Here is a 21,320-nt window from a genome sequence, read left to right on the forward strand (position 1 = left end):
CGCGGGTCACCGGCCTCGGTCGGCGGCGCGCGGAGTGGACGCCGGGCGTTCCGGGGTTACCGGCGCGGAGCGGTCGCCGGGCGGGCGGCTAGGCCGAGCGCGCGGGCCGTTCGTTCGTAGACGAGAGTGGCCAGGTCGGCATCGAGGGCGGTCTTCGGCGGTGTTGTGGCCGCGCCCTTGGCGAAGTAGCCACCGTTCGGCGTGGGTGACGTCCCGGCCATGGCGAGAAGGGCCGGGGTGTGGGCCGCCTTGGCGGGCGGCTGGGCCATGATGGCGCCGAGCGAGGAGGCCAGCTTGACCAGGCCGCCGGCCTTGGTGTGGAACCCCGTTCTGATGACGCCCGGATCGGCGCTGTAGGCGCTCATGCCCCCGGGAAGCCGGTCGGCCAGAGCTGTGGTGGCCAGCAGGTTGGCGAGCTTGGCCGTGCCGTACACGGTGATCTGCGAGTAACGATGCCGCCAGGAGATGCCGGTGACGTCCGGTTCGCCGCGGTCGAGCCGTCCCCGGGCCATGAGACCACTCGATATGTTGATGATCCGCGCGTCCGGCGCGAGAAGACCGTTGTCCAGCGCCAGGTGGGTGAGGTGGAACGGCGTCAGGTGGTTGAGGGCGTGGGTCAGCTCCATCCCGTCGGTGGTCTCGCCGTAGCCGGCGAAGGCGGCGCCGGCGTTGTTGACGAGCACGTCGACCTGCCCGACGGTGTCGCGCAACTGTGCGGCGAGGGCCCGGACGGCGTCGCGATCGACGAGGTCGGCATGCAGGGCGTGCACCGCATGGCCGTGCGCCCCGGCCACGAGGGTTTCCCTGGTGGCCGCGGCGCTGCGCGCGTTGCGCGTCACCGCAACGATGTCGAATCCGTCGGCCAGGAGCCGTCGAGCGATGGCCTGGCCCAGGCCCCCGGCCGCACCGGTGATGACCGCGGTTCTCCTGCTCATGGCTGTACCCCATCTCGGCGCCGGACTTGGAGGGTGACGTCGGCCCGGTGGCCTTCCGTGGCCGGCCGGATGACCGGCCAGCTGCCGGGGGATCCCTTGGCCAGGCGGATCTCGATGTCGTGGGCATTCACGAACGGGCTCCGGCCGCGTCCGGCATACGGCGGCGCCGACTGGATCCGCGCGGTGAAGTCGTCGGGGAAATACAGTTCCGTACCGAGCAGGGACGTCGCGCCCAGGCTGACCCGGACGTGGATGTGGATGGTGCGCGGGGTGTACCAGCCCGGCACGATGGTCTGGAACTCGACGAACCCGGCCGGGTCGGTGACCTGCTGTCCGCGCAGAAACATCGCGGCGTCGGTGGGCCGGAAGCGCCGCAGGCTCAAGGACACCAGAGCCGGGAACTTGTCGGCGCCGTAGCGCTGGTAGCCGGAGTAGATGCCGTCGGCGTCGCAGTGCCAGACCTCGACGGTTGCCCCGGTCAGCGCGGACAGCGTGCCGGCTTCGACGACGCGGAGGCGGAGCAGGAGGGGGGCTCCGGGGCGGCCTTCCCGGATGTCCCGCCGCATCGGGGAGCCGGGCACGTGATACGGCCCATTTCCCTGGCCGGCCGTGGCCTGGTGCGGATCGAGGGTGGCGGCCCGGCGGATGTTCTCGCCATTGTCGAACCGCTTCAGCGCAGTCGTCAGTACCCGCCTGCGCACCCGGTCGCGCATCCTGAGGTGTCGCACAGTCTGCCGCCTCCGTTCACTTGCTTGGAGTGTCCAAGTATCGACAGTGTGGGAGCAGAAGGTTGGAGTCGTCAAGTTTTGGAGTGTCCAAGTATGGTGAGCGGATGGACGGCGAGTCGTTGACCTATCAGCTGCTGCGGCTGGTGCACGCCATGGACGGCGCGACCAACGCCGCCATCGCGGACGTGCTGACCGAGCTCAAACTGACTCACGCGCTGGCCGACGCGCTGTGGCAGCTCGATCCGGCCGCCCCCGCCCCGTCGATGCGGCAGATGGCCGTCCGGCTGCGCTGCGACCCGTCGACCGTGACGTTCCTGGCCGACCGGTTGCAACAGCTGTCGTACGCGAAACGCACCGCGGCCCCCGGCGATCGGCGCACCAAGGTGCTCGAGCTGACCGATCAGGGTCGCGAGGCCCGCGACCGGCTGGTGGACGCGGCCACCACCCGTACACCCCTGGCCGGGCTCACCCCCGCCGAACAGCGCCGCCTGCACACCCTGCTGACGAGAGCGATGGCGCCTTCGGGAACGACGCCGTCTACGGTGATCCAGACCAGGCCCACCGCTTCTCACCAGGGGACCGCATGACTCGCCCGCCCATGATCGATCCGGTGGACCTCGGCACCTGGCCCACCCCGCTGGAGGAGGCCCCCCGGCTCGCCGCCCGCCTGGGGCTGGCCCAGCTGTGGTTCAAGCGCGACGACCTGCTCGGGCTCGGCGGTGGCGGCAACAAGATCCGCAAGCTGCGATACACCTGTGCCCAGGCCCTCGCTTCGGGAGCGGCCACGGTGGTCACCTCGGGGGCTCCGCAGAGCAACCACGCCCGGCTGACCGCCGCCGCGGCGGCCCGGCTCGGGCTCGCGTGTGTGCTGGTGCTGGGAGGCCGGCCGGTGCCTGAGCGGCGGGGGAACCTGGTGCTCGACGAGCTGGCCGGTGCGGAGATCGTCTGGGCCGGCGACAGCCCGCTCGAGGCCGTGGTGGCCGCCGAGGCGGAGAAGCGCTCGGCCTACGTCATCCCCTTCGGCGGCTCCTCACCCGTTTCGATCCAGGGTTATGTCGAGTGCGGCCGGGAGCTCCGTGCCCAGGTGCCGGGCGTCGGCGACGTCGACGTGGTGGTGGCCCTCGGGTCCGGCGGGACGATGGCCGGGCTGGTCCGTGAGCTGGGACCGGCGCGGGTGATCGGGGTGGACTGCGGCGCCGTGCCCGACCCTCGTGCGACTGTCGCCGGGCTGCTCGGCGACGACGCCGACCCGGCCGCGTTGCGTATCGACGGTTCGCAGGTCGGCGCGGGCTACAGCACCCTCACCGAGGCGGTGCGGGCGGCGCTGACGACGACGGCCCGCGACGAAGGGGTCTTCCTGGACCCGACCTACACCGGCCGGGCGATGGCGGCGCTGCTGGAAGGCACCTTCACGCACGGCGATCGGGTGGTGTTCCTGCACAGCGGAGGGCTGCCCGGCCTGTTCGGTCACCCGCAGATCTGAGGGTACGACCCGCCGGTCAATCCATCGGCAGCTCCTCCCAGCGCACATAGTCGGGGCCCTTCCCGGTGCGACAGAGGGCCTGCACGATCTCGACGACCAGAGCGGCCGGCACGGTCGACGTCTCCGGGCCGAACGTCCGGACCCCACTCGTACGCTCGTAGCGCAGCGTCACCTCGACCGCGTCGTCGTCCTTCAGGCGTGCGATGTGAGCGACTCCGTCGTCGTGAACGATGACGTAGGAGACGGTGGGATGGCCGACCAGGAACTGCACCATCAGCGGGAGCCCGGAGGTCGGCCGCTCGGCCAGCAGGTCGACCTCGCACAGCGCGCCGGCGAAAGAAGCATCGAGCTCCACGCTCTCGACCAGCCGGCGCAGCTGCTCGCTGTTCCGGACGCTCATCCGGGCTGTTCCGGTCTGCTCGGTGCCCCATCGCGCGAGGAAACCGGATGGCGCCGTATCGGATCGTGTCATCGCTGCACCCTGTTCTTTCGTCCGCATCACTGTTGTCCGCAACGGGTCACCCCGTGGTGTCCATGCTCGTTCGCCACCGGCCGTCCGGCTTTCGCGCCGGCGCAGAGTTGTTGCTCCAGGGCGCACTCACCCGGGTGCGCCTACGGACAAACCTTGTGCGTCCACCCGAAAGGCCGGGCCGGGCCGCGGCGGCATTGTTGGCGACGTCAAGCCGGCAATTGTGGGAGGAGCACTTCATGGCTGTGGAGAATCTGCAGGGCAAGGTCGCGCTGGTCACCGGGGGGAGCCGCGGGCTCGGGGCGGCGTCGGCCCGGCGCCTGGCCGAGGCCGGAGCGGACGTCGCCATCGCGTACGAGAAGTCCGCCGACAGGGCGAAAGAAGTCGTCCGGGAATTGGAGGGTCTCGGCGTTTCCGCGATGGCTGTCCGCGCCGACCAGGGGAACCGGAACGACGTGAAGAATCTGGTCGCGCAGGTGGTCGGGCAATTCGGCCGCATCGACATTCTGGTCAACAGCGCCGGGATCTTCCTGGGCGGTCCGATGGGCTCATTGACGCCGGAACAGAACGACCGGCTCTGGGCGGTGAATGTGCACGGAGTGGTGGCGACCACCACGGAGGCGGTGGCCCACATGCCCGACGGTGGCCGCGTCATCAGCATGGGCACCATCGCGGCGCAGCGGGCGTTCATGGCCGGCTTCGGCGACTACGCCGCCACCAAGGCGGCGCTGAGCATCTACGGCCGGTCGTGGGCGCACGAGCTCGCCCCGCGGAGGATCACCGTCAACACGGTCGTGTCCGCCTTCGCCGAGACGGACATGGGCATTCCCGAGGACAGCGATCTCGGCCGGCGGCTGCTCGGTCTCGCCCCGCTCCACCGGTACGCCAAGCCCGCCGAGGTGGCGGCGGCCGTGGCCTTCCTGGCCGGCCCGGAGGCCTCCTACGTCACCGGAGTCGACATCACCGTCGACGGCGGCTGGAACGCCTGATGCGCTCGCGCTCGGCCACCGGGACTTCCCGTCGCGGTGGCCGGGACGCCGGGCTCAGCTGCCGGGCACGCCCTGGCGCGCTTCCCGGGGGGTGATCGTGAACTCCTGGCGGAAGGCGGTGCTGAACGCGGCGTGGCTGCCGAAACCGCACGAGCCGGCGATCTGCCCGATCGAGTACGGCGCCCAGTCGACGCTGCTCAGCCGGACCCGGGCCAGACGCAGCCGCTCCTCGCGGATGAGGTCACGGGGTGTCGTGCCGGACGCCTGCAACACCTGCTGCACGTAGCGGGCCGACCAGCCCAGCTCGCGGGCGATGGTCGCCACCCCGAGATCCCGGTCACCCGCGTGACGCCGGACGTACCGCCGGATGTCGGCCTCGACCAGGGCCCGGCGCTCGGGCGGCGCCGCCGACGTCTCGCCCTCGGACGCCAGCCGGATCAGATCGACCAGCCGCTCGCCCGTGGCGGCGAACATCGCATCGGAGAAGTGGTCCTTCTCCTCCTGCACCGTGGTCACGGCCTGCCGGATGAGGCGGCCGAGCCCGGTCGTGCCGTCGAAGACGCGGGGCTCGCGCGACCAGCCGGTCCCGCCGACGAGGCCGTCCTCCGGCATGATGAACGCGATCGACGTGAAGTCGGCCCGGTGCGCGAAGGCGTACGGCTGGTCGACGTCGCACAGGGCCATCTGGCCGGGCTGGATCTCACTGGCTGCGGATCCCTGCTGTACCCACGCGCTCCCGCTGAGCGGGACGACGAGCTCGAAGGCGCCCCGGGGGTCCCGGCGGATGTGACCGCGCTGCCGATCGACCTGCTGGGCGCCGTCCGAGCAGTGCGCCAGGCTGTAACCGGTGGAGCGGTGCCAGCTCAGCCGGCCCGTAAACCGGTTGTCCGGGGCGTCCGTCCGGATCCGGCTCGCGCCGTGCAGGTCTTTGAACATCTCGTCCCACCCGCTGGCGGAATGGATCGCGACGCCACGGTCGGGGGAGCTCACCTGGCGAGTGTAGCCGCGGCGCGGTGGCTCCATCCGCTCTCGGGCCGGGGGTCAGGCGGTCAGCGGCAGCCGGGCACTGACCACTCCGCCGGCGTCGCCGGGGTCGGCGGTGAGGGTGCCGCCGAGCATCTCCGCCCGCTCGCGCATCGACGTCAGCCCGCACCCGGGGATCCACGGCCCGGTGCCCGGCCCGTTGCCCGGCCCGTCGTCCCGGACCTCGACGGCGAGGGCCGACTCCTGCAGTCCCAGGGTGACCGTCGCCTGCCGGCCGCGGGAGTGCCGGGCGGCGTTGGTCAACGCTTCGACGACGATGCGGTACGCCGTCACTTCCACCGCGGCCGGCAACCCGGGCAGCGGCGCCGTGACCCGCACGTCGACGGTCATCGGGTGGCCGTCCGAGTCGAGCAGATGCTGGGCCTGCTGACGGATGGTCCGTTCCAGCCCGACCTGGTCGAGGCTGGGTGGCCGCAGGCCCTCGACCAACCGGCGCACCTCGACGATCGCCTCCCCGGCCTCGGCCCGTACGCCCGAGAGCAGCTCGGCGGCGCGCGCGGGATCCCGGTGCACGAGGTTGCGGGCGGCGTCGGCGGCGTAGGCCACCCCGGTCAGCCGGGGGCCGATGCCGTCGTGCAGGTCGCGGCGCAGCCGCCGGCGCTCCTCCTCGATCGCCGAGACCACGACGGCGCGGGACGCCTGCAGCTCGGTGCGCAGCCGGCGCGCCTGCATGAGCTGGGTGAGAGCCGGCGCCAGGACGGCCACGACCTGGTGGTCGCCGGGTCGCAGCGCCTGATCCGGTCGCAGCCCGATCTCGAGTGCACCCAGCGTGTCGTCCCCGGCGACCAGGTCACACCGCACGACCGACTCCGGCGGGCGCCCGCTGACCGCGACCGGCCGGCCGCACTCGTCGAGCAGGGCCGCGTACGGCAGAGCCAGCGACTCGCGCAGAGAGCGCAGGGCGGGCACCGGGTCGTCGCCGAGCCGTTCCCCGATGCGGGACGCGGCCCGCATCGGATCGCTGCGGGCGCCGAACAGCAGGAGCTCGATGACCTGCCGGAAGAGCCGGGCGAAGGGCGCATATCCCAGGGCGCACGCGGCCGCGACGAGCCCGAGCGTGCCCGGCGCCAGCGTGACCGGTCTCCCGGCGACCGTCTCGGTCAGCGCCAGCACAGCCGCGAAAACGCTGACCACGAGAAGCACGGTGATCGAGTGGACGCTGACGTTGAGCATGATGGAGCGGACATCGCGCACGTCCGGCGCGGCCAGGCCGATGCCGAGGCACCCGAGCGCAACGATCCAGACGACGAGACAGAGAACGGCCAGGGGCTCGTACGGGATGGCGAAGCTCGCGATGACGGCGAGCAGCGGCCCCGGAACCGTGCCGAGCGCCAGCCATTGCAGGGCCCGCCGTTCGCGGCTGCCGGTGTGCTCGTAGCGCCACCACTGCGCGGCCAGCAGCAGCAGGTACGCCACCAGCTCGCTCAGCCCGCTCCGGGCGAACATCTCCGGGTAGACGAGCGCCAGGCCACCGGACAGGCCCACCACGGCCACCGCTGTCCAGCCGAGCCCGGCGGGCGGCCGGTCATCGGGGTAGAGCACGAGCGCCAGCGGGAGAAGCACGACGAGGCTCAGCGCCCACAACCGGTCCGGCCCGGCGCCGGGGCCCGTCGTGAGTCGCAGCAGGACGGACAGCAGACCGGCCAGCCCGGCGGCCAGCAGCAGGCTCAGCTGCCGTACCGGGACGGCGTGGGCCGGCCAGACCCGGCGCCGGACCGTGAACAGGACCAGGACCGCGCCGGCGAGCAGGGCCAGACCGGCACCGAGCGGAAGCCACCCGGTCCACACCACCCGGGTCATGCCGGGCGGCCCCGGCCCAGGCCGCCGTCGCGGGCCCGGACGATGGCCGCCGAACGATCGGTGACCTGCAGCTTGGCGAAGATCGACGACAGATGGTTGGCCACGGTCTTGGGGGCGAGCCCGAGCGATTGCCCGACGGCCGCGTTCCGCCGGCCCTGCGCCACCAGTTCGAGCACGTCGCGCTCGCGCGGGGTGAGCTCGGGGAACGGCTCCGTGCGGTCGGCCGTCCCGCGGGAGAACACGCCCAGGACCCGGGCCGCCACGCCGGGACCGAAGATCGCCTCACCGGCCACGACCGCCTTCAGGGCCCGGTCGATCTCCTCCTGCGCGGCCCCCTTGAGCAGGTAACCGCGGGCGCCGGCCTGCATGGCGCTGAACACCACGTCGTCGTCCTCGGCCATGGACAGCACCAGGACGGCCGCCGTGGGGCAGGCCCGGACGATGCGCCGGGTGGCCTCCACACCGTCCACCCGCGGCATCATCACATCCATGATCACCGCATCCGGCCGGTGCAGGAGCACCTCGCGGACGGCCTGCTCGCCGTCGGCGGCCTCGCCCACCACCGCGAAGCCCTCGAACGACTCGATCAGCGCCCGCAGGCCGCCGCGGACCACCGGGTGGTCGTCCACGAGGACCACGGTGATCGGACCGTCCGGCGGCGTCATGCGTCCATGATGAGGGCTGCACCCGGCGCCGGCCCAGGACTATCTTCCCGGGTGGGGCCGGGAGGAGTCCCGGCCCGGCAGGTCGGTGGACCGATTCGGCGGGAGGCGACCCGCCCGCAGACTCGACCCACCGGCGCCGATCAGCGGTGCTCGTCCGACTCGGGAGTGTCACCCATGCAGCTCACCAGGCTCAACAAGGCCGGACTGATCATCGCCTTCCTGCTCGGACTGCTCGATGTCAGCGCACCGTTCCAGCCGACCCCGGACGGCCAGGACGGCCCGCCGTACGCCATCCTGCTGATCGACGCGGTGCTCGGTGTGATCACGGTGATCGCCGTGGTGATGGCCTGGCGCACCGGCCGCCGCGGCGCTGTCCGGGTCGCGGCCGGCGCCCGGATCATCTCCGTGGTCACCGCGCTGCCGGCCTTCTTCGTCGACGTGCCCGCGGCTCTGCAGGCGCTGGTCGGGTTGTTCGCCGTCGTCACCATCGCCAGTGTCGCGTTGATGCTCGCCCCCTCCCGGCGGCCGGTGACCGTACGGGACTGACCGGCGCTGAGGACGTCCCAGCCGCCGACCGTGTCGTGGTCGGCGGTCAGCGGCGCCGCCCCGGCCTGTTCCGCGCAGACGTACTTGCCGGTGCGGGTGGACCGGAGGGCCACGAGGCCGCCGCCCGCGTCGACGATCGCGAACATGACATAGACGCCCTGAGCCTGGAACCAGGTGATCACGTCGAGGCAGGCGGCCACGGTCCACGGGTGGTTGGCGTCGTTGAAGCCGAACCCCCAGATGCCGACGACCGGCTCGGCCGCGTTGCCCTGACCGTAGTGCCACCAACCCTTCAGCGGCCCGCCGTCGCCGGCCGCGGTGAACCATCCCTGACAGCCGACGGTCACCTTGCCGACGACGTCACCCGGCTCACTGAACTCGGCGGCGGCAGCGGTCGTCCCGGTCCCGGCGAAGGCCGTGAGCGACACCCCGCCCGCGGCGACGGTGGCGGCGGCCACGGTGGATCCGAGCAGGACAAGGCGCGACAAACTCATGGGGGGCAACCAGCTTAAGAACAATGCGCCACGTCACTCGCCGAGCAGCATGGTGGCATCCCCTTCGAACCAGGCGTTGCTGATGTCGAGGTGCCGGATGCGCCATTGCCGACCGTCACGCACCATCTCGGCGGTGTAGCGGTTCATCATCAGCGCGTGCCGGGTCACCGCCGGATCCGAACCCACGCCCGGCTTGTAGTGCTGCGCCTGGGCGTACGCGTACACGGTGGCGTCATCGCCGTCGAGCGCGATCCGGATGTTGGTGATCGAGTGGCTGCTGTCCAGCGGGCCGACCGCGCCGATCAGGACGGTGACGGCCGTCTCCCGCGGGCTCAGCGGCGGGAAGTCGTAGCCGATGCGGCGCATGGCCGGACCGAGGTCGACCACGGCGTCCTCGGTGAGCGAGGAGGCCAGGAGTTCGTCGTCGCCGAGGTCGAGTCCCGCGGCGTAGCGGTGCAGGGTGTCGGCGATGGCCGCGCGGTCGAGCAGGCTCGCCTCGGGCAGAACGTCGTTCATGGTTTCGGTCATGACCCCAGATCACCATCCGGGCGCCCACAGTCCGCCGACGAAACGTTGACGGTGCAGCGGTGCGGGCTGCGCCACAACATCGCCGGTCTCTCGAACCCGCCGGCCGGGCGTCCGTCGATCTCCCTGAGCCGGGCGGACGCCACGGCAGGGGAGAGACTGATGACAGCACTGAGAGTTCTCATCGCCGGCGCCGGGATCGCCGGACTGGCTGCCAAGCGGGCCCTGAGCCTGCGCGGCATCGACGCCGACCTGGTCGAGCGGGATCCGGCCCCCAGAATCACCGGGGCCGGCCTCTATCTGCCCGGCAACGCGGTGCGGGCGCTGCGTGACCTGGGTCTGTCCGGCCGGCTCGCCGAGCGTTCCCAGCCGGTTCTCCGGCAGCAGCTCAAGGATGAGCGTGGCCGTCTGCTGGCCGAGTTCCCGGTCAGCACGATCTGGGGTGAGGCCGGCCACTGTGTCGCGATGCGCCGCACGGATCTGCACAGCCTGCTGCTGGACGCCGTCGGGGAGTCGCAGGTCAGGTTCGCGACCGGCGTCCGGGAGGTGACCCAGGACGGCACAGTGACGTTCGGCGACGGCACGTCGACCCGCTACGACGTGGTGATCGGGGCCGACGGCCTGCACTCGGCGGTCCGGAACCAGGCGTTCCCGGAAGCCCAGCCGCGGTTCCTGGGCCAGGTGTGCTGGCGGTTCCTGGCCCCCTCGGCATCTCTGGCCGCGGACACCTGGACGGTGATGCTGGGCGACAAGGGCCGGACCTTCCTGTCCGTGCCGGTCGGGCGCGGGCTGGCGTACTGCTCCGCCGCCATGGACAGCGCCGATCCCCGGCGACCGGCCGGGGACTGGCGGGCGATGTTCGCCGGCTTCGGGTCGCCGGCGTCCGACCTGCTTGCGTACGCCGACGACGCGCACTTCGCCCCGTTCTTCGAAGTGGATGCCTTCGAGGGCGCGCATCCGCACGTCGCCCTGATCGGTGACGCGGGGCATGCCTGCTCCCCGAGCATGTCCCAGGGCAGTGCGATGGCCGTCGAGGACGCGATCGTGCTGGCCGACAAGCTGGCCGGCGCGCGCCACCGGGCCGATGTTCCGGCCTCACTGGCGGCCTACCGCCTGCGCCGGGCCGATCGCCTGCGCTTCGTGCTCGACCAGAATCACCGGCGGGACCGCGCCCGGCACCTGCCGGCCGTGGTCCGCCGGGTCGTGTTCCGGCACTTCGCCAAGGAGATCTTCCGCGCCAACCACAAGGACCTGCTGACCCGGCCGTGAGACGTCGAGCTCGCCGCACCGGTCGCGGGCGGGTGCGGCTTGTCTCGTTTGACGTCTGGTCGCGATGCGGTGTGTAATATGTTGCATGCCGATCCCCGAGCGTGTAGGAGTCATCTCCCGATCTCTCCTGCGGGAGAACGCCTACCGGTCGATCCGGGATGCCATCGTCGACGGCACCCTGGCGCCGGGGGAGAGGCTCAACGACGCCGAGCTGGCGCAGTGGCTGGGCGTGAGCCGCACTCCCGTCCGGGAGGCGCTGACCCGCCTGGAGGAGTCCGGGCTGGTGCAGACCAAACCCGGCCGCTACACGATCGTCAGCCCGCTGGACGCCCGCGTCGCGCGATCGGCCCAGACCGTGACGGCCGCGATGCACGAGCTGGCTGTGCGGGAGGCTGTGCCGCACTTGTCGGTGGTCGAGCTGGACGCCATGCGGGAGGCCAACGCCCGTTTCGCGGCGGCTCTGCGGGCTGATGACGTCGATGCGGCGATCGCCTCGGACGACGATTTTCATGGTGTCGCGGTGCGGGCGTCGGCCAATCCTGTGTTGCGTGCGGTGATCGAGCAGTACACGCCGGTGTTGCGGCGGTTGGAGCGGCTGCGTTTCTCGTCGCTCAACGGTCGTGCGTCGGTGGCGTTGCACGACCGGATCATCACCTTGTGCGAGGCGGGCGATGGGGAGGGCGCGTCGGCCGCGGCCCGGGACAACTGGCTGAGCCTGACCGAGGTGTTCGACCTCGAGGGGAACGACGAGACGCCCGGGTAGGCCGATCGCGCCTTGGCTGGGTGTGGCGGTTCTCAGCTGCCCAGCAGGGCGTTGCGCAGTTGCCGCATGGCGTAGTGGGCCCGGGACTTGACGGTGCCGACGGGGACGCCGAGGCGGGTGGCGGTCTCGTCGAGGGTGTGGCCTTCGACGTAGAGCTCCTGCAGGACCGAGCGGTGGGCGGGGCTGAGTTCGCCGACGGCGTGTCGCAGGGTGAGCTTGGCGATGACCGTCTCGGCGGCCTGGCCGTCGTGGGCGGCGGGTTCGGTGTCGATGAGGCTGACCTCGGTGGGCCGCGACTGTCGTTTGCGGTAGGCGTCGATGGCCAGGCGGCGGGCGACGGTGAACAGCCAGCGCCGCTGGGACTCCGGTTCCAGGGGTACGGCGTCGAGGTTGCGCCAGGCGCGGAGCATGGTTTCCTGGACGAGATCCTCGGCGGTGTGTGCGGCGCTCGAGGAGACCAGGCTGCGCAGGAAGTGCAGCAGCGCCCCGCCGTTGTTGTGGTGGATCTCCCGCATCTGCTTCTCGGCCCGGCAGGCCCGGGACTTCTCGCCGAAGGCGGTCCGCTCGGATGCGGCGGTGTGGCGGTCTATCACGCTGGTCGCGGTGGTCATCGAACTCATCCCCGTAGCAATTTCCGGCAGCTTCGGAAAAAGCGTAAAGGGGTAGGTGTGTAATCCTACTTAATCGCTAGTGACGCCGATGTGGATTCGATTCCCCGGCGATGGAACATGCTTTTGTGGCGGCGCTCATGTCCTTCCGGGAATTGTTCCCGGAAATTCGCTCGATCACAAGAGCGTGCGGCGCGGCGCGGAGGAGCCGACGTTCGTCGAATTCAGTTACTTCTCGTTCACGCTGGGCACCACCTTCTCGGTGTCCGACGTGGAGACGCAGGGCTCCGGTATTCGCCGGCAGATCCTCTCGCACTCGATCCTGTCGTTCATCTACAACACCGTGACCATCGGTATCGCGGTCAGCGTCATCTCCGGCTGAGCCGTACGAGCACGCGACGGACAGTGAACTTTGCCGTACCGGGCGCCGTCAGGTCGGGTATGGGACACGCGATTTCGGCTGTCGGGCGCACGTCGGAGGTCGAGGCGACCGCGATCGCGGGGCTGCGCCGGACGAGTACGCCGGTGCATGATCTGGAGCTCGTCGAGGACGACGGAACCTGGCCGGCTCTGGCCGACGCCCTGTCGCGGAGTTTCGCCGCGCCGCGGATCCTTCCCGCCGACCACGAGACGTCGCTGGCCAGCCTGCTCCAGCTTCAGGTCGGGGCCCGATCGCCGCTGGGCGCCATCGCACTGAACAGCGGAGGGATCCTGCTGTACGACGGCTGGCTCCGCATCTTCGGTGGTTCGCCGTGCCCGGCTCTGGCCCTGCCCAGCATCGGGCAGGTCAACGGCTTCCCGGTTCCCCTCGATCGCACCTGGACGCCGACGCAGGGGCTCATCGTGGCCCACGACGTGCTCGGGGGCGTGTACCTGCTCAACGGTCTGCGGCCGGGGGCGGGCCGGCCGGGCGTACCGGGTGAGGTGATCTATTTCGACCCGGCCACGGTGAGCTGGACGAGGATGCGGATGTCGCACAGCGAGTGGCTGGCCTGGTGCGTGTCCGGCGATCTCCCGCGCTTCTACGAGGGTCTGCTCTGGCCCGGCTGGCGTGACGACGTGCTGGCCCTGCGGGCCGATCAGGGCATCGCCGTGTCGCCGGCGCTGGGGGAGTCGGCGGTTGCCGATGGCCACGGCACCCGGACGGTGGTTGCCATGGCCGACCTCCTCGATGAGCACTGCGTCGCCGCCCAGCGACGAGGGCGGCGGCTCGACGGCGCTCTGGGCCGTTATCCGGCCGGCCTGATACCGGGGTGAGCGGGCACCGGCCGGGAGTTGCGTGACGTCGCCCGCGGTGATTGCATGTGCCGCGGCTGTCTCTCCGGCGCCGGTCGGGAGGCCGTCATGCTCGCTGCGCTAGGTCGTACGGTTTACGTCCGGCGTCTCATCGTCGTTGCCGGGTGGGTGCTGGTCGCGTTGGCCGGCGCCGTGTTCGGTGGCAGCGTCTACGACCGTACGCAGGTGATCGACACCCTGCCCGCCGGAGCGCCGGCCACCGTCGCGCAGGACCGTCTGGACGCGCTGTCGCCCGAGGGCGAGCGACTGGTCGCCGTCATCTCCGGACGCGATGTCGGAGCCACCGACCTGGTCACCAGCGTCACCCGGATCGCCTTCGAGATCCGCGACCTGCCCGGGGTGGCCGAGGTCGAGGACTCCTACACCACGGGGTCGCGGACGATCTCCCGGGACAACCGCAGCTCGCTGGTCACGGTCGAGCTCAAGCCGGGCCTGAGCGACGACGAGGCGCTGCGGGTCGCCGACCGGGTCGGCGCGGCCCTGCGGCGCATCGACGCCCCCGAGATCCTGATCGGCGGGGAGCTGATCGCCGAGCGGGAGTTCGGCGACCAGGCCGTCCGGGACGCGGCCGTCGGTGAGTCCGTCGCCCTGGTCTGTGTGGGAATCCTGCTGATCCTGGTGCTGGGCGGTCTGGTGGCCGGGCTGCTGCCGCTGGCGGCCGCCCTGGGCGCGGTCACCGCCACGCTGCTGGCGCTGACCGGGCTGGCCCGCTTCCTGCCGGTCAGCGACTACGCGGTCAACGTGGTCACCCTGCTCGGCATCGGGCTGGCGGTCGACTACAGCCTTCTGATGATCGCCCGGTTCCGGGAGGAGCGGACCGCCGACCCGCGCGCGCCGCTGGCCGAGCTCCTGTCCCGGACGGTGGCCACCGCCGGTCGCGCGGTGCTGGTGTCCGGCTCGGCGGTCACCGCCGCCCTGGTGGGCCTGTTCGCCTTCGGGGACCCGCTGCTGTCCGCGATGGCGATGGGCGGCGCGCTGGTCGTCGCCCTGACCACGGCGACCGGCCTGACCCTGGTCCCGGCGTTGATCGCGATCGCCCACCGCCGCATCCCGGCGACCGGCGGGTGGCGCCGGCCGGGGCGGGGCCCGGCCCGGGAGCGAGGCCCGGGCGTCCTGGCCCGTCTGGCCGCGTTCGCTCAACGCCGGCCGGGCCTGGTGGCGCTGACGGCGACCGCCGGACTGCTGGTGCTGAGCGCTCCGCTGTTCTTCGTGGAGTTCGCCAACTCCGACGTCCGCGCGCTGCCCCGGTCCAGCGAGGCCCGGCAGACGTACGAGGTGGTGCAGAACGAGTTCGCCGACCCCCCGAAACAGCCGGTGACCATCGTGGTCGAGGCCGACCCGGCCGGCCCCGTCGTCCAGGAGCTGTTCGACACCGTACGACGCCTGCCGGGAGTGTCCGACCTGTACGCCCGCACCGACCTGCCGCCCGGGGTGAGCGTCGCCGACGTGGTGCCGAGCGGGGCCGCCGACGGTGAGCAGGCCCAGCGTCTGGTGGCGAGCCTGCGGGCCCTCGACGCGCCCGCCCCCGTGCTGGTGGCCGGGCCCGCGGCGGAACTCCTCGACGCGAAACGCTCGGTGGCCGATCGCCTGCCTCTCGCCCTGCTCATCATCGTCGTGGCCACCGGGGCGCTGCTGTTCGCCCTCACGCGGTCCGTCGTCGTACCGGTCAAGGCCATCGCCCTGAACCTGCTGACGCTGGCCGCCACCCTGGGGGTGCTGGTCGCGATCTTCCAGTGGGGCTGGGGCGCGAGTGTGCTGGGCTTCGAACCGTGGGGCGCGCTCGACCTGACCACCCCGCTGCTGCTGTTTGTCTTCGCCTTCGGCCTCTCGATGGACTACGAGGTCTTCCTGCTGGCCCGGATCAAGGAGGAGTGGGACCGCCGTACGGTCACCGACCGCGCCGCCGGCGACCGTGCGGTGCTGGCCGGGATCACCGCCACCGGCCCGGTGGTCACCACGGCCGCCCTGGCGATCGGCGTGGTCTTCCTCGGCTTCGTCCTCGGCGAGCTGGTCGCGGTGAAGGAGATCGGCGTCGGGATGGCCGTGGCCGTCCTGCTCGACGTCACGGTGGTGCGGGGCCTGCTCCTCCCGGCCACGATGTCGCTGCTGGGCCGCTGGAACTGGTGGCGGCCCGGCGCGTCCACCACCCTCCCGGCGCCCGGGGTTCCGGTGGCTTGATCAGGAGTGGCGCCGGCGGCCCGGGTTCCGATCGCTATGGGCGGGGTAGCTACCAGGCATGACCGACCATGACGCCCTTTCCCACGACCAGGCTGCCGACCTCGTGCGCAACGATCCCGCGCTGGCCGCGGGCTCCGAGGACGAGCAGGAGAACAACGAGGGCACCGACGACGACGCCACCACCCCCGACCAGGCCGTCACCGAGCAGGATTGACCTGCGGGGTCGCGGCGCCCGCGGCCGACCAGCTCGCGAGCAGGCGCAAGCCGTCCTCGGAAGGCTGGTCGGCGGCCGCGTAGGCGACCAGGATGAGGCCGCGGTCGTTGGTGAGCTCCATGCCCTCGCAGCCGAGCTCGAGATCGCCGACGACGGGGTGGCGCACGCTCCGGATGTCGGCGCGATGGTCGCGGACGTCGTGGGCGGCCCAGAGCTGCCGGAAGTCCTCGCTGCGGGTGGAGAGCTCACCGACGAGGCCGGTCAGGAGACGGTCGTACGGGGCTCGTCCGGCCTCGGCGCGCAACAGCGCGACGATCTGCGCGGCGACCTCCGCCCAGTTCCGGTAGAACGTCTCCGCCCGGGGGTCGAGGAACACGAACCGCGCGAAGTTCGCCGGTCGTTGCGGCTGCTCGTACACCGGTGACAGCACGGCCGCCGCGAGACGGTTGGTGGCGACGATGTCGAGGCGGCCGTTCTGGACGAAGGCCGGCACGTCGCGCATGCCGTCGAGGAGCTGCCGCACGATGGGCCGGACCGTCTCGGAGCGGTCCGGACCCCGCCGGCGGCGGGGGCGGGCCCCGTCGTTGGCCACCCGGACCAGGTCGAAGAGGTGGGCGAGTTCCGCGTCGTCCAGCCGCAGGGCCCGGCCGATGCCCTCGAGGATCGCCTCGGAGACCCCGGTCGCGTTGCCGCGCTCGAGACGAACGTAGTACTCCACGCTGATCCCGGCGAGCAGCGCGACCTCCTCGCGGCGCAGCCCGGCCACCCGGCGGCGGCCGCCGAAATCGGGCAGGCCGGCCTGCTGCGGCGTGAGGCGTCCGCGGCGCGAGACCAGGAACTCGCGGATCTCGTTCTTGCTGTCCATGCTCTCGAATGTACGGCGGCGCCGGCCCGGGAGAGGGGTACCGGCAGTGACCCTGTAGCCCGGGACTCCCTGACACCGCGGCGCGCGCGAACAGTGGGGTGGGCCAGCGAGCATCTTCCTCGGTACGGAGGGCACGAGCCCCATGAAAGTCCATCTCCTGAACGCGCATCTGACCTACCCCAACTGGTCGGAAGGCACCCTCAACAAAGCGATGGCCGAGAAGGCCGTCTCCCATCTCGCCGACCGCGGGCACGAGGTCACCGTCACCAAGATCGAGGACTCCTACGACCCGGAGCTCGAGGTCCGGCGGCACCTCGAGGCCAAGCTGGTGATCCTGCAGACCCCGATCAACTGGTTCGGGCCCCCGTGGATCTACAAGCGTTACGTCGACGAGGTGTTCAACGCCGGCCTGCACAGCAAGAAGCTGCTCGACAACGACGGGCGCACCCGCTCGGACCCGGCCCGTCAGTACGGTACGGGCGGCCACATGCACGGCCGGGGCTTTTTCACCGCGGCCACCTGGACCGCGCCCGCGAGCACCTTCAGCAACGGCGACAGCGTGCTGTTCGAGGGCAAGAGCGTGGACGACCTGTTGCTGAGTGTCAGCACCAACTACAAATTCGTCGGCTACACCCTTCTCGAGAACTACGGGCTGTACGACGTCTTCCGCGACACCACCGACGTCGCCGCGGGCATCGAGGACTACGCCACCCACCTGGACAAGCAGCTCGCGGCCCTGGACGGTTCCGCGCAGTCGTCGTGATCGCGAGCAGTGACGCCGATCGCTGAGGGCTCGGCCGCCCACCACGAGACAGGCGCTAGGGTGTGACCGGATTTCGAGAGAGGCAGGTCCATGGCCAAGGTACTGATCACCGGCTCGTCCACGGGCATCGGGCTGGCCGCGGCGGTCGCTCTGGGGGAGCAGGGCCACGAGGTGGTGCTGCACGCGCGTAACGAGCAGCGGGCCGCCGACGCGCTCGCGGCGGCGCCCCGAGCGGCGGGCGTGGTGATCGCCGACCTCGCCTCCCTTTCGGAGACCCGGGAGATGGCGGCGGAGGCCCAGAAGTTCGGCCCGTACGACACGGTCGTGCTCAACGCCGGCCTCGGCCTCAAACACGACACGGAGCGGCAGCTCACGGTCGACGGCAACGAGCTCATGTTCCAGGTCAACACCCTCTCGGCGTACCTGGTGACGGCCCTGCTGCCCGATGCCCGGCGGCTGGTCTTCGTGTCGTCGGCGCTGGCCGGCACCGGGGTGCTGGACGTCGACGACCCGAATTACGACCGGCAGCCGTTCAACGGCTGGCAGGCGTACCAGAACACGAAGTTGCATCTGATCCTGCTGGCCCTGGGTGTGGGCCGCCGCCGGCCGGGGGTGGACAGTCTGGCCTACGACCCGGGCTGGGTGGCGACCCAGATGACCCTGCGCAACGGCGACAGCGCGCCGCTGGGTCCGGCCCACGCGGGCGAGCGCCTGGCCCGGCTGGCGACCGCGGACGCCGTGCCGCCGGACTCCTACGACACCGAGCGCGCCTGGCGACCGGGCCCGGCCGAGAAGGACCCGGCCCGGCAGGACGCGCTGCTCGCGCTGTGCGCCCGGCTGACCGGCGCCACCATCTGAGCCCACCGCCGGCGGCCGGCGTCAGCCGGCGCGGCGGTAGCGGATGTGGGTGGCCAGCGGGGAGTGCAGCACCTCGACCGGTTCGAAGCCGAAGGACGCGACCCCGTCGAAGAGGCGCTCACCCGAGCCGAGCAGCACCGGTGCGATGTCGAGGGTGAGCTCGTCGATCACGTCGGCGACCAGCGCCTGCCGGACGGTCGAGGCCCCACCGGCGATGTCCACGCCCTGGTCCCCGGCGGCCTGGCGAGCCGCGGCGTAGGCCGCGTCGAAGCCGCCGGTGACGAAGTGGAAGGTCGTGCCGCCCTCCATCGGGATCGGGTCGTGGGCGTGATGGGTCAGCACGAACACCGGCGCGTGGTACGGCGGCTCGGGACCCCACCACCCGGTCCAGTCCTCGTCCCACTCCCCGCGGATCGGGCCGAACATGTTGCGGCCCATCACATACGCCCCGCGCGGGCGCATGAGCCACCCGGCCGCGACCTTGTCGGCCTCGGTGGCTCGCGGGTCGCCGATGTGCCAGCCGTGCACCTCGCGGCCCCGCAGGCCGAGCGGCTCGTCCCGGCTCTGATCCGGCCCGGCGGCGAAACCGTCCAGCGAGATCGACATGTGGCAGGTGGTGTCCGGCACCGTCAGCCTCCCGAGCGGTTGCACTTCACAAGCAGTCGCGCGGACGATAGCAGGGCGGGCGCCGCAGCCGCTTCCGTTCTACCGCCCGGACCGCCGGGAGTCGGGCCGGCGACCGGGGCGCCCCCGCCCGGCGCTGCGCGGCCGGCCCGGCGGGTCCTCGTTGTTGTCGACGGCGCCGGGGCTGGAGAACACCACGGGCGGCGCCGCCGGGTGGCTGGAGGTCGGCGGTGGCCACTCCGTGGCCACGATCTCCGGCCCGGTGACCGGCGACGCGGGCGCGAGGTGATCCAGCAGGCGCTGGGCCAGACCGGCATCGACCCCGAGGTCGGAATTCAGGCGTACGTCGGCGTCCGTGGCCAGATCGACGACGTCGCTGTCGGTGTACGTCTCGGCCCCGAGGGTGCTGAGCCGACGGGCGAACTCCTGCACGGTGATCATCTGTAACTCGTTCCCTCCACAGCTGATGACACAGCCGATGACACAGCGTAGCCGCTGGATGGTGGCGCCGATCGTGGCGGGCGTCGCCCCGGCCGCGGGTGAGCGGGCGGATCTCCGCGCCGCTGGGTACATCCTCGTCGTGCCGCCTGCGGGGGACCGCCCCGGGGTGGTGACAACGCGCGGGAACCGGCGGCTCAGGTGCCGCAGAAGGTCCGGTAGGCGCCGAAGTCGGGTGGCGCCGCGGCGGCGTACCGCTCGAGGCCGGGCCGCTCCTCGTACGGCTCGGTCACGGCCCGCAGCAGCTCTTCGAGCGGGGCGAGGTCGCCGTCGGTGGCGGCCGACAGGGCCTCCTCGACGAGGTGGTTGCGCGGGATGTAGAGCGGGTTGACCCGGTCCATCGCGTCGGCGTCGGGCTCCAGGGGCCGCCAGCGCGCCACCCACTCGTCGATCGCCGCGGGGTCGGCGAACAGGCGGCGCACGGGCCCCGGGTCGCCGCGCCCGGCGTCGGCGAGCGTACGGAAGAACGAGGTGTGGTCGACGTGGCCGGCTTGCAGCAGGGCGAGCAACTCGTCGACCAGCGGCGCGACGACCGCCTGGTCGGCGCCGTCGGGCAGGCCGAGCTTGGCTCGCATGCCGGCCGACCAGGCCGCCTGGTATTGCGGGCGGAACCCGCCCAGAGCCCGCGAGGCGAGCGCGACGGCCTCGTCCTCGTCGTCGTGCAGCAGGGGCAGCATGGCCTCGGCCAGCCGGGCCAGGTTCCACTCGGCCACCACCGGCTGGTTGCCGTAGGCATAGCGTCCGCCGTGGTCGATCGAGCTGTAGACCGTCGCCGGGTCGAAGGCCTCCAGGAACGCGCACGGCCCGTAGTCGATGGTCTCGCCCGAGATCGTCATGTTGTCGGTGTTCATCACCCCGTGCACGAAACCGACGAGCATCCACCGGGCGATCAGCGACGCCTGGGCGGCGATCACCGCCTCGAGCAGGGCCAGGTACGGCTGGTCGGCCGGCGCGGCCTGCGGGTGGTGCCGGGCGATCGCGTGGTCGGCCAGGCGGCGCAGCAGGTCGGCGTCGCCCGTGACCCGGGCGTACTGGAAGCTGCCGACGCGAAGATGGCTCGCGGCGACCCGGGCCAGCACCGCTCCGGGCAGGGCGGTCTCGCGGTACACCGTGCGTCCGGTCGCCACCACAGCCAGCGACCGTGTGGTGGGGATGCCGAGGGCGTGCATCGCGTTGCTGACGATGTACTCGCGCAGCATCGGGCCGACCGCGGCCAGCCCGTCGCCGCCCCGGGCGAAGGGCGTGCGCCCGGAGCCCTTGAGGTGCAGGTCGCGGACGTGGCCGTCGGCGTCGACCAGCTCGCCGAGCAGCAGCGCGCGCCCGTCACCGAGCCGCGGGCTGAACCCGCCGAACTGATGACCGGAGTAGGCCTGGGCCACCGGGGTGGCGCCGGCCGGGACAGTGGTGCCGACCAGCAGTCCCAGGCCTTCGGGGCTGCGCAGCCAGGCGGCGTCCAGGCCCAGCTCGGCGGCCAGCGCCTCGTCGAGCACGAGCAGCCGAGGGTCCGGTGCGGGCTCGGCCGGCCGGGCGATCGCCATCTCCGGCAGCTCACGGGCGAAACGATTGTCCAGGACGACGGCGGACAGCGGGGTCACAGTCACCCGTCGAGGCTACCCACCCCGGCCCGTGTCAAAGCTCCGTCGACAAGTCCGTCCCCGGCGGGCCGCCCAGCCGGCGGCGTCAAGAACGCGTCAAAAAAGCCGGGG

Annotated in this window: 24 protein-coding genes; 11 read left to right on the plus strand and 13 right to left on the minus strand. The window is 71.9% G+C overall.

The genetic code is table 11. From position 1 onward, the window contains the following. Positions 1–56: 56 nt before the first annotated feature. Entirely contained in the window at positions 57–935 is an 879-nt protein-coding gene (locus HJC40_RS34440) for an SDR family NAD(P)-dependent oxidoreductase (protein WP_250007600.1), read from the minus strand. Next, positions 932–1,636, minus strand: coding sequence for a hypothetical protein (locus HJC40_RS34445; RefSeq protein WP_250007601.1), 705 nt, complete (start codon positions 1,634–1,636; stop codon positions 932–934). Before HJC40_RS34445 ends, HJC40_RS34440 begins: the two co-directional genes overlap by 4 nt. 110 nt (positions 1,637–1,746) lie before the next feature. Between HJC40_RS34445 and HJC40_RS34450 the strand changes: the two genes are divergently transcribed. After that, the gene (locus HJC40_RS34450; protein ID WP_250007602.1) at positions 1,747–2,250 is read left to right on the plus strand and encodes a MarR family transcriptional regulator; all 504 of its coding nucleotides are present in this window, start codon (positions 1,747–1,749) and stop codon (positions 2,248–2,250) included. Continuing rightward, positions 2,247–3,146: a pyridoxal-phosphate dependent enzyme gene (locus tag HJC40_RS34455; protein WP_250007603.1), complete on the plus strand. Its 900-nt coding sequence runs from the start codon at positions 2,247–2,249 to the stop codon at positions 3,144–3,146. The genes HJC40_RS34450 and HJC40_RS34455 overlap by 4 nt, the downstream gene beginning before the upstream one ends. A 16-nt stretch (positions 3,147–3,162) precedes the next feature. On the opposite strand, the gene HJC40_RS34460 is transcribed toward HJC40_RS34455, so the two are convergent. Then, positions 3,163–3,618 (minus strand): Imm1 family immunity protein, encoded by a 456-nt coding sequence (locus tag HJC40_RS34460; protein ID WP_250007604.1) that lies wholly within the window; start codon positions 3,616–3,618, stop codon positions 3,163–3,165. A 236-nt stretch (positions 3,619–3,854) separates the two neighbouring features. Here HJC40_RS34460 and HJC40_RS34465 point away from each other — a divergent pair, with 236 nt between their 5' ends. Continuing rightward, entirely contained in the window at positions 3,855–4,604 is a 750-nt protein-coding gene (locus HJC40_RS34465; RefSeq protein ID WP_250007605.1) for an SDR family NAD(P)-dependent oxidoreductase, read from the plus strand. A gap of 54 nt (positions 4,605–4,658) precedes the next feature. On the opposite strand, the gene HJC40_RS34470 is transcribed toward HJC40_RS34465, so the two are convergent. From HJC40_RS34470 to HJC40_RS34490, 5 genes are all read right to left on the minus strand, one after another. Next, the gene (locus HJC40_RS34470) at positions 4,659–5,594 is read right to left on the minus strand and encodes a helix-turn-helix domain-containing protein (protein ID WP_250007606.1); all 936 of its coding nucleotides are present in this window, start codon (positions 5,592–5,594) and stop codon (positions 4,659–4,661) included. A 51-nt stretch (positions 5,595–5,645) separates the two neighbouring features. After that, positions 5,646–7,448, minus strand: a complete 1,803-nt coding sequence (locus tag HJC40_RS34475) for a sensor histidine kinase (RefSeq protein ID WP_250007607.1) — start codon at positions 7,446–7,448, stop codon at positions 5,646–5,648. Then, a complete protein-coding gene (locus HJC40_RS34480) occupies positions 7,445–8,113 on the minus strand; it encodes a response regulator transcription factor (RefSeq protein WP_250007608.1) in 669 nt (222 codons plus the stop codon). The genes HJC40_RS34475 and HJC40_RS34480 overlap by 4 nt, the downstream gene beginning before the upstream one ends. 140 nt (positions 8,114–8,253) lie before the next feature. Beyond that, entirely contained in the window at positions 8,254–9,153 is a 900-nt protein-coding gene (locus HJC40_RS34485) for a hypothetical protein (RefSeq protein WP_250007609.1), read from the minus strand. A 33-nt stretch (positions 9,154–9,186) separates the two neighbouring features. Then, positions 9,187–9,681 carry a nuclear transport factor 2 family protein gene (locus HJC40_RS34490; protein ID WP_250007610.1) on the minus strand — a complete coding sequence of 165 codons (495 nt, stop codon included), beginning with the start codon at positions 9,679–9,681 and terminating at the stop codon, positions 9,187–9,189. Between the two features lie 159 nt (positions 9,682–9,840). Between HJC40_RS34490 and HJC40_RS34495 the strand changes: the two genes are divergently transcribed. Further along, a complete protein-coding gene (locus HJC40_RS34495; protein ID WP_250007611.1) occupies positions 9,841–10,947 on the plus strand; it encodes an FAD-dependent monooxygenase in 1,107 nt (368 codons plus the stop codon). A gap of 85 nt (positions 10,948–11,032) precedes the next feature. Continuing rightward, positions 11,033–11,710: a GntR family transcriptional regulator gene (locus HJC40_RS34500; protein ID WP_250007613.1), complete on the plus strand. Its 678-nt coding sequence runs from the start codon at positions 11,033–11,035 to the stop codon at positions 11,708–11,710. 32 nt (positions 11,711–11,742) lie between these two features. On the opposite strand, the gene HJC40_RS34505 is transcribed toward HJC40_RS34500, so the two are convergent. After that, positions 11,743–12,321 (minus strand): sigma-70 family RNA polymerase sigma factor, encoded by a 579-nt coding sequence (locus HJC40_RS34505; protein ID WP_250007614.1) that lies wholly within the window; start codon positions 12,319–12,321, stop codon positions 11,743–11,745. A 184-nt stretch (positions 12,322–12,505) separates the two neighbouring features. Between HJC40_RS34505 and HJC40_RS34510 the strand changes: the two genes are divergently transcribed. From HJC40_RS34510 to HJC40_RS34530, 4 genes are all read left to right on the plus strand, one after another. Next, positions 12,506–12,700: a DUF1345 domain-containing protein gene (locus HJC40_RS34510; protein ID WP_250007615.1), complete on the plus strand. Its 195-nt coding sequence runs from the start codon at positions 12,506–12,508 to the stop codon at positions 12,698–12,700. Positions 12,701–12,759: 59 nt separating this feature from the next. Continuing rightward, positions 12,760–13,575: a DUF2625 family protein gene (locus HJC40_RS34515; RefSeq protein WP_250007616.1), complete on the plus strand. Its 816-nt coding sequence runs from the start codon at positions 12,760–12,762 to the stop codon at positions 13,573–13,575. Positions 13,576–13,662: 87 nt separating this feature from the next. Then, on the plus strand, positions 13,663–15,792 hold the full coding sequence (locus HJC40_RS45740) for an MMPL family transporter (RefSeq protein WP_284044129.1): 2,130 nt from the start codon (positions 13,663–13,665) through the stop codon (positions 15,790–15,792). 58 nt (positions 15,793–15,850) lie between these two features. Beyond that, positions 15,851–16,006 (plus strand): hypothetical protein, encoded by a 156-nt coding sequence (locus HJC40_RS34530; RefSeq protein ID WP_250007617.1) that lies wholly within the window; start codon positions 15,851–15,853, stop codon positions 16,004–16,006. On the opposite strand, the gene HJC40_RS34535 is transcribed toward HJC40_RS34530, so the two are convergent. Then, the gene (locus tag HJC40_RS34535) at positions 15,990–16,871 is read right to left on the minus strand and encodes a helix-turn-helix domain-containing protein (protein WP_250007618.1); all 882 of its coding nucleotides are present in this window, start codon (positions 16,869–16,871) and stop codon (positions 15,990–15,992) included. The genes HJC40_RS34530 and HJC40_RS34535 overlap by 17 nt on opposite strands. Positions 16,872–17,013: 142 nt before the next feature. Here HJC40_RS34535 and HJC40_RS34540 point away from each other — a divergent pair, with 142 nt between their 5' ends. Continuing rightward, entirely contained in the window at positions 17,014–17,634 is a 621-nt protein-coding gene (locus HJC40_RS34540) for an NAD(P)H-dependent oxidoreductase (RefSeq protein WP_250007620.1), read from the plus strand. Between the two features lie 90 nt (positions 17,635–17,724). After that, on the plus strand, positions 17,725–18,492 hold the full coding sequence (locus tag HJC40_RS34545) for an SDR family NAD(P)-dependent oxidoreductase (protein ID WP_250007621.1): 768 nt from the start codon (positions 17,725–17,727) through the stop codon (positions 18,490–18,492). Between the two features lie 21 nt (positions 18,493–18,513). Here HJC40_RS34545 and HJC40_RS34550 read toward each other — a convergent pair whose 3' ends face one another. From HJC40_RS34550 to HJC40_RS34560, 3 genes are all read right to left on the minus strand, one after another. Continuing rightward, positions 18,514–19,119 carry a dihydrofolate reductase family protein gene (locus HJC40_RS34550; protein ID WP_250007622.1) on the minus strand — a complete coding sequence of 202 codons (606 nt, stop codon included), beginning with the start codon at positions 19,117–19,119 and terminating at the stop codon, positions 18,514–18,516. Positions 19,120–19,197: 78 nt separating this feature from the next. Then, positions 19,198–19,557, minus strand: a complete 360-nt coding sequence (locus HJC40_RS34555) for a hypothetical protein (protein ID WP_250007623.1) — start codon at positions 19,555–19,557, stop codon at positions 19,198–19,200. 194 nt (positions 19,558–19,751) lie between these two features. After that, positions 19,752–21,215 carry a protein adenylyltransferase SelO gene (locus tag HJC40_RS34560; RefSeq protein WP_250007624.1) on the minus strand — a complete coding sequence of 488 codons (1,464 nt, stop codon included), beginning with the start codon at positions 21,213–21,215 and terminating at the stop codon, positions 19,752–19,754. Positions 21,216–21,320 lie beyond the last annotated feature (105 nt).

The organism is Actinoplanes sp. M2I2, assembly GCF_023544445.1.
In the GTDB taxonomy this organism is placed as follows: Bacteria; Actinomycetota; Actinomycetes; order Mycobacteriales; family Micromonosporaceae; genus Actinoplanes.

What these genes read in the sequence shown, in the direction of transcription:
- HJC40_RS34440 (WP_250007600.1), bottom strand. Translation starts at nt 935, where the DNA reads ATGAGCAGGAGAACCGCGGTCATCACCGGTGCGGCCGGGGGCCTGGGC.
- HJC40_RS34455 (WP_250007603.1), top strand. Translation starts at nt 2,247, where the DNA reads ATGACTCGCCCGCCCATGATCGATCCGGTGGACCTCGGCACCTGGCCC.
- HJC40_RS34460 (WP_250007604.1), bottom strand. Translation starts at nt 3,618, where the DNA reads ATGACACGATCCGATACGGCGCCATCCGGTTTCCTCGCGCGATGGGGC.
- HJC40_RS34465 (WP_250007605.1), top strand. Translation starts at nt 3,855, where the DNA reads ATGGCTGTGGAGAATCTGCAGGGCAAGGTCGCGCTGGTCACCGGGGGG.
- HJC40_RS34475 (WP_250007607.1), bottom strand. Translation starts at nt 7,448, where the DNA reads ATGACCCGGGTGGTGTGGACCGGGTGGCTTCCGCTCGGTGCCGGTCTG.
- HJC40_RS34480 (WP_250007608.1), bottom strand. Translation starts at nt 8,113, where the DNA reads ATGACGCCGCCGGACGGTCCGATCACCGTGGTCCTCGTGGACGACCAC.
- HJC40_RS34485 (WP_250007609.1), bottom strand. Translation starts at nt 9,153, where the DNA reads ATGAGTTTGTCGCGCCTTGTCCTGCTCGGATCCACCGTGGCCGCCGCC.
- HJC40_RS34490 (WP_250007610.1), bottom strand. Translation starts at nt 9,681, where the DNA reads ATGACCGAAACCATGAACGACGTTCTGCCCGAGGCGAGCCTGCTCGAC.
- HJC40_RS34495 (WP_250007611.1), top strand. Translation starts at nt 9,841, where the DNA reads ATGACAGCACTGAGAGTTCTCATCGCCGGCGCCGGGATCGCCGGACTG.
- HJC40_RS34500 (WP_250007613.1), top strand. Translation starts at nt 11,033, where the DNA reads ATGCCGATCCCCGAGCGTGTAGGAGTCATCTCCCGATCTCTCCTGCGG.
- HJC40_RS34505 (WP_250007614.1), bottom strand. Translation starts at nt 12,321, where the DNA reads ATGACCACCGCGACCAGCGTGATAGACCGCCACACCGCCGCATCCGAG.
- HJC40_RS34515 (WP_250007616.1), top strand. Translation starts at nt 12,760, where the DNA reads ATGGGACACGCGATTTCGGCTGTCGGGCGCACGTCGGAGGTCGAGGCG.
- HJC40_RS45740 (WP_284044129.1), top strand. Translation starts at nt 13,663, where the DNA reads ATGCTCGCTGCGCTAGGTCGTACGGTTTACGTCCGGCGTCTCATCGTC.
- HJC40_RS34530 (WP_250007617.1), top strand. Translation starts at nt 15,851, where the DNA reads ATGACCGACCATGACGCCCTTTCCCACGACCAGGCTGCCGACCTCGTG.
- HJC40_RS34535 (WP_250007618.1), bottom strand. Translation starts at nt 16,871, where the DNA reads ATGGACAGCAAGAACGAGATCCGCGAGTTCCTGGTCTCGCGCCGCGGA.
- HJC40_RS34540 (WP_250007620.1), top strand. Translation starts at nt 17,014, where the DNA reads ATGAAAGTCCATCTCCTGAACGCGCATCTGACCTACCCCAACTGGTCG.
- HJC40_RS34545 (WP_250007621.1), top strand. Translation starts at nt 17,725, where the DNA reads ATGGCCAAGGTACTGATCACCGGCTCGTCCACGGGCATCGGGCTGGCC.
- HJC40_RS34555 (WP_250007623.1), bottom strand. Translation starts at nt 19,557, where the DNA reads ATGATCACCGTGCAGGAGTTCGCCCGTCGGCTCAGCACCCTCGGGGCC.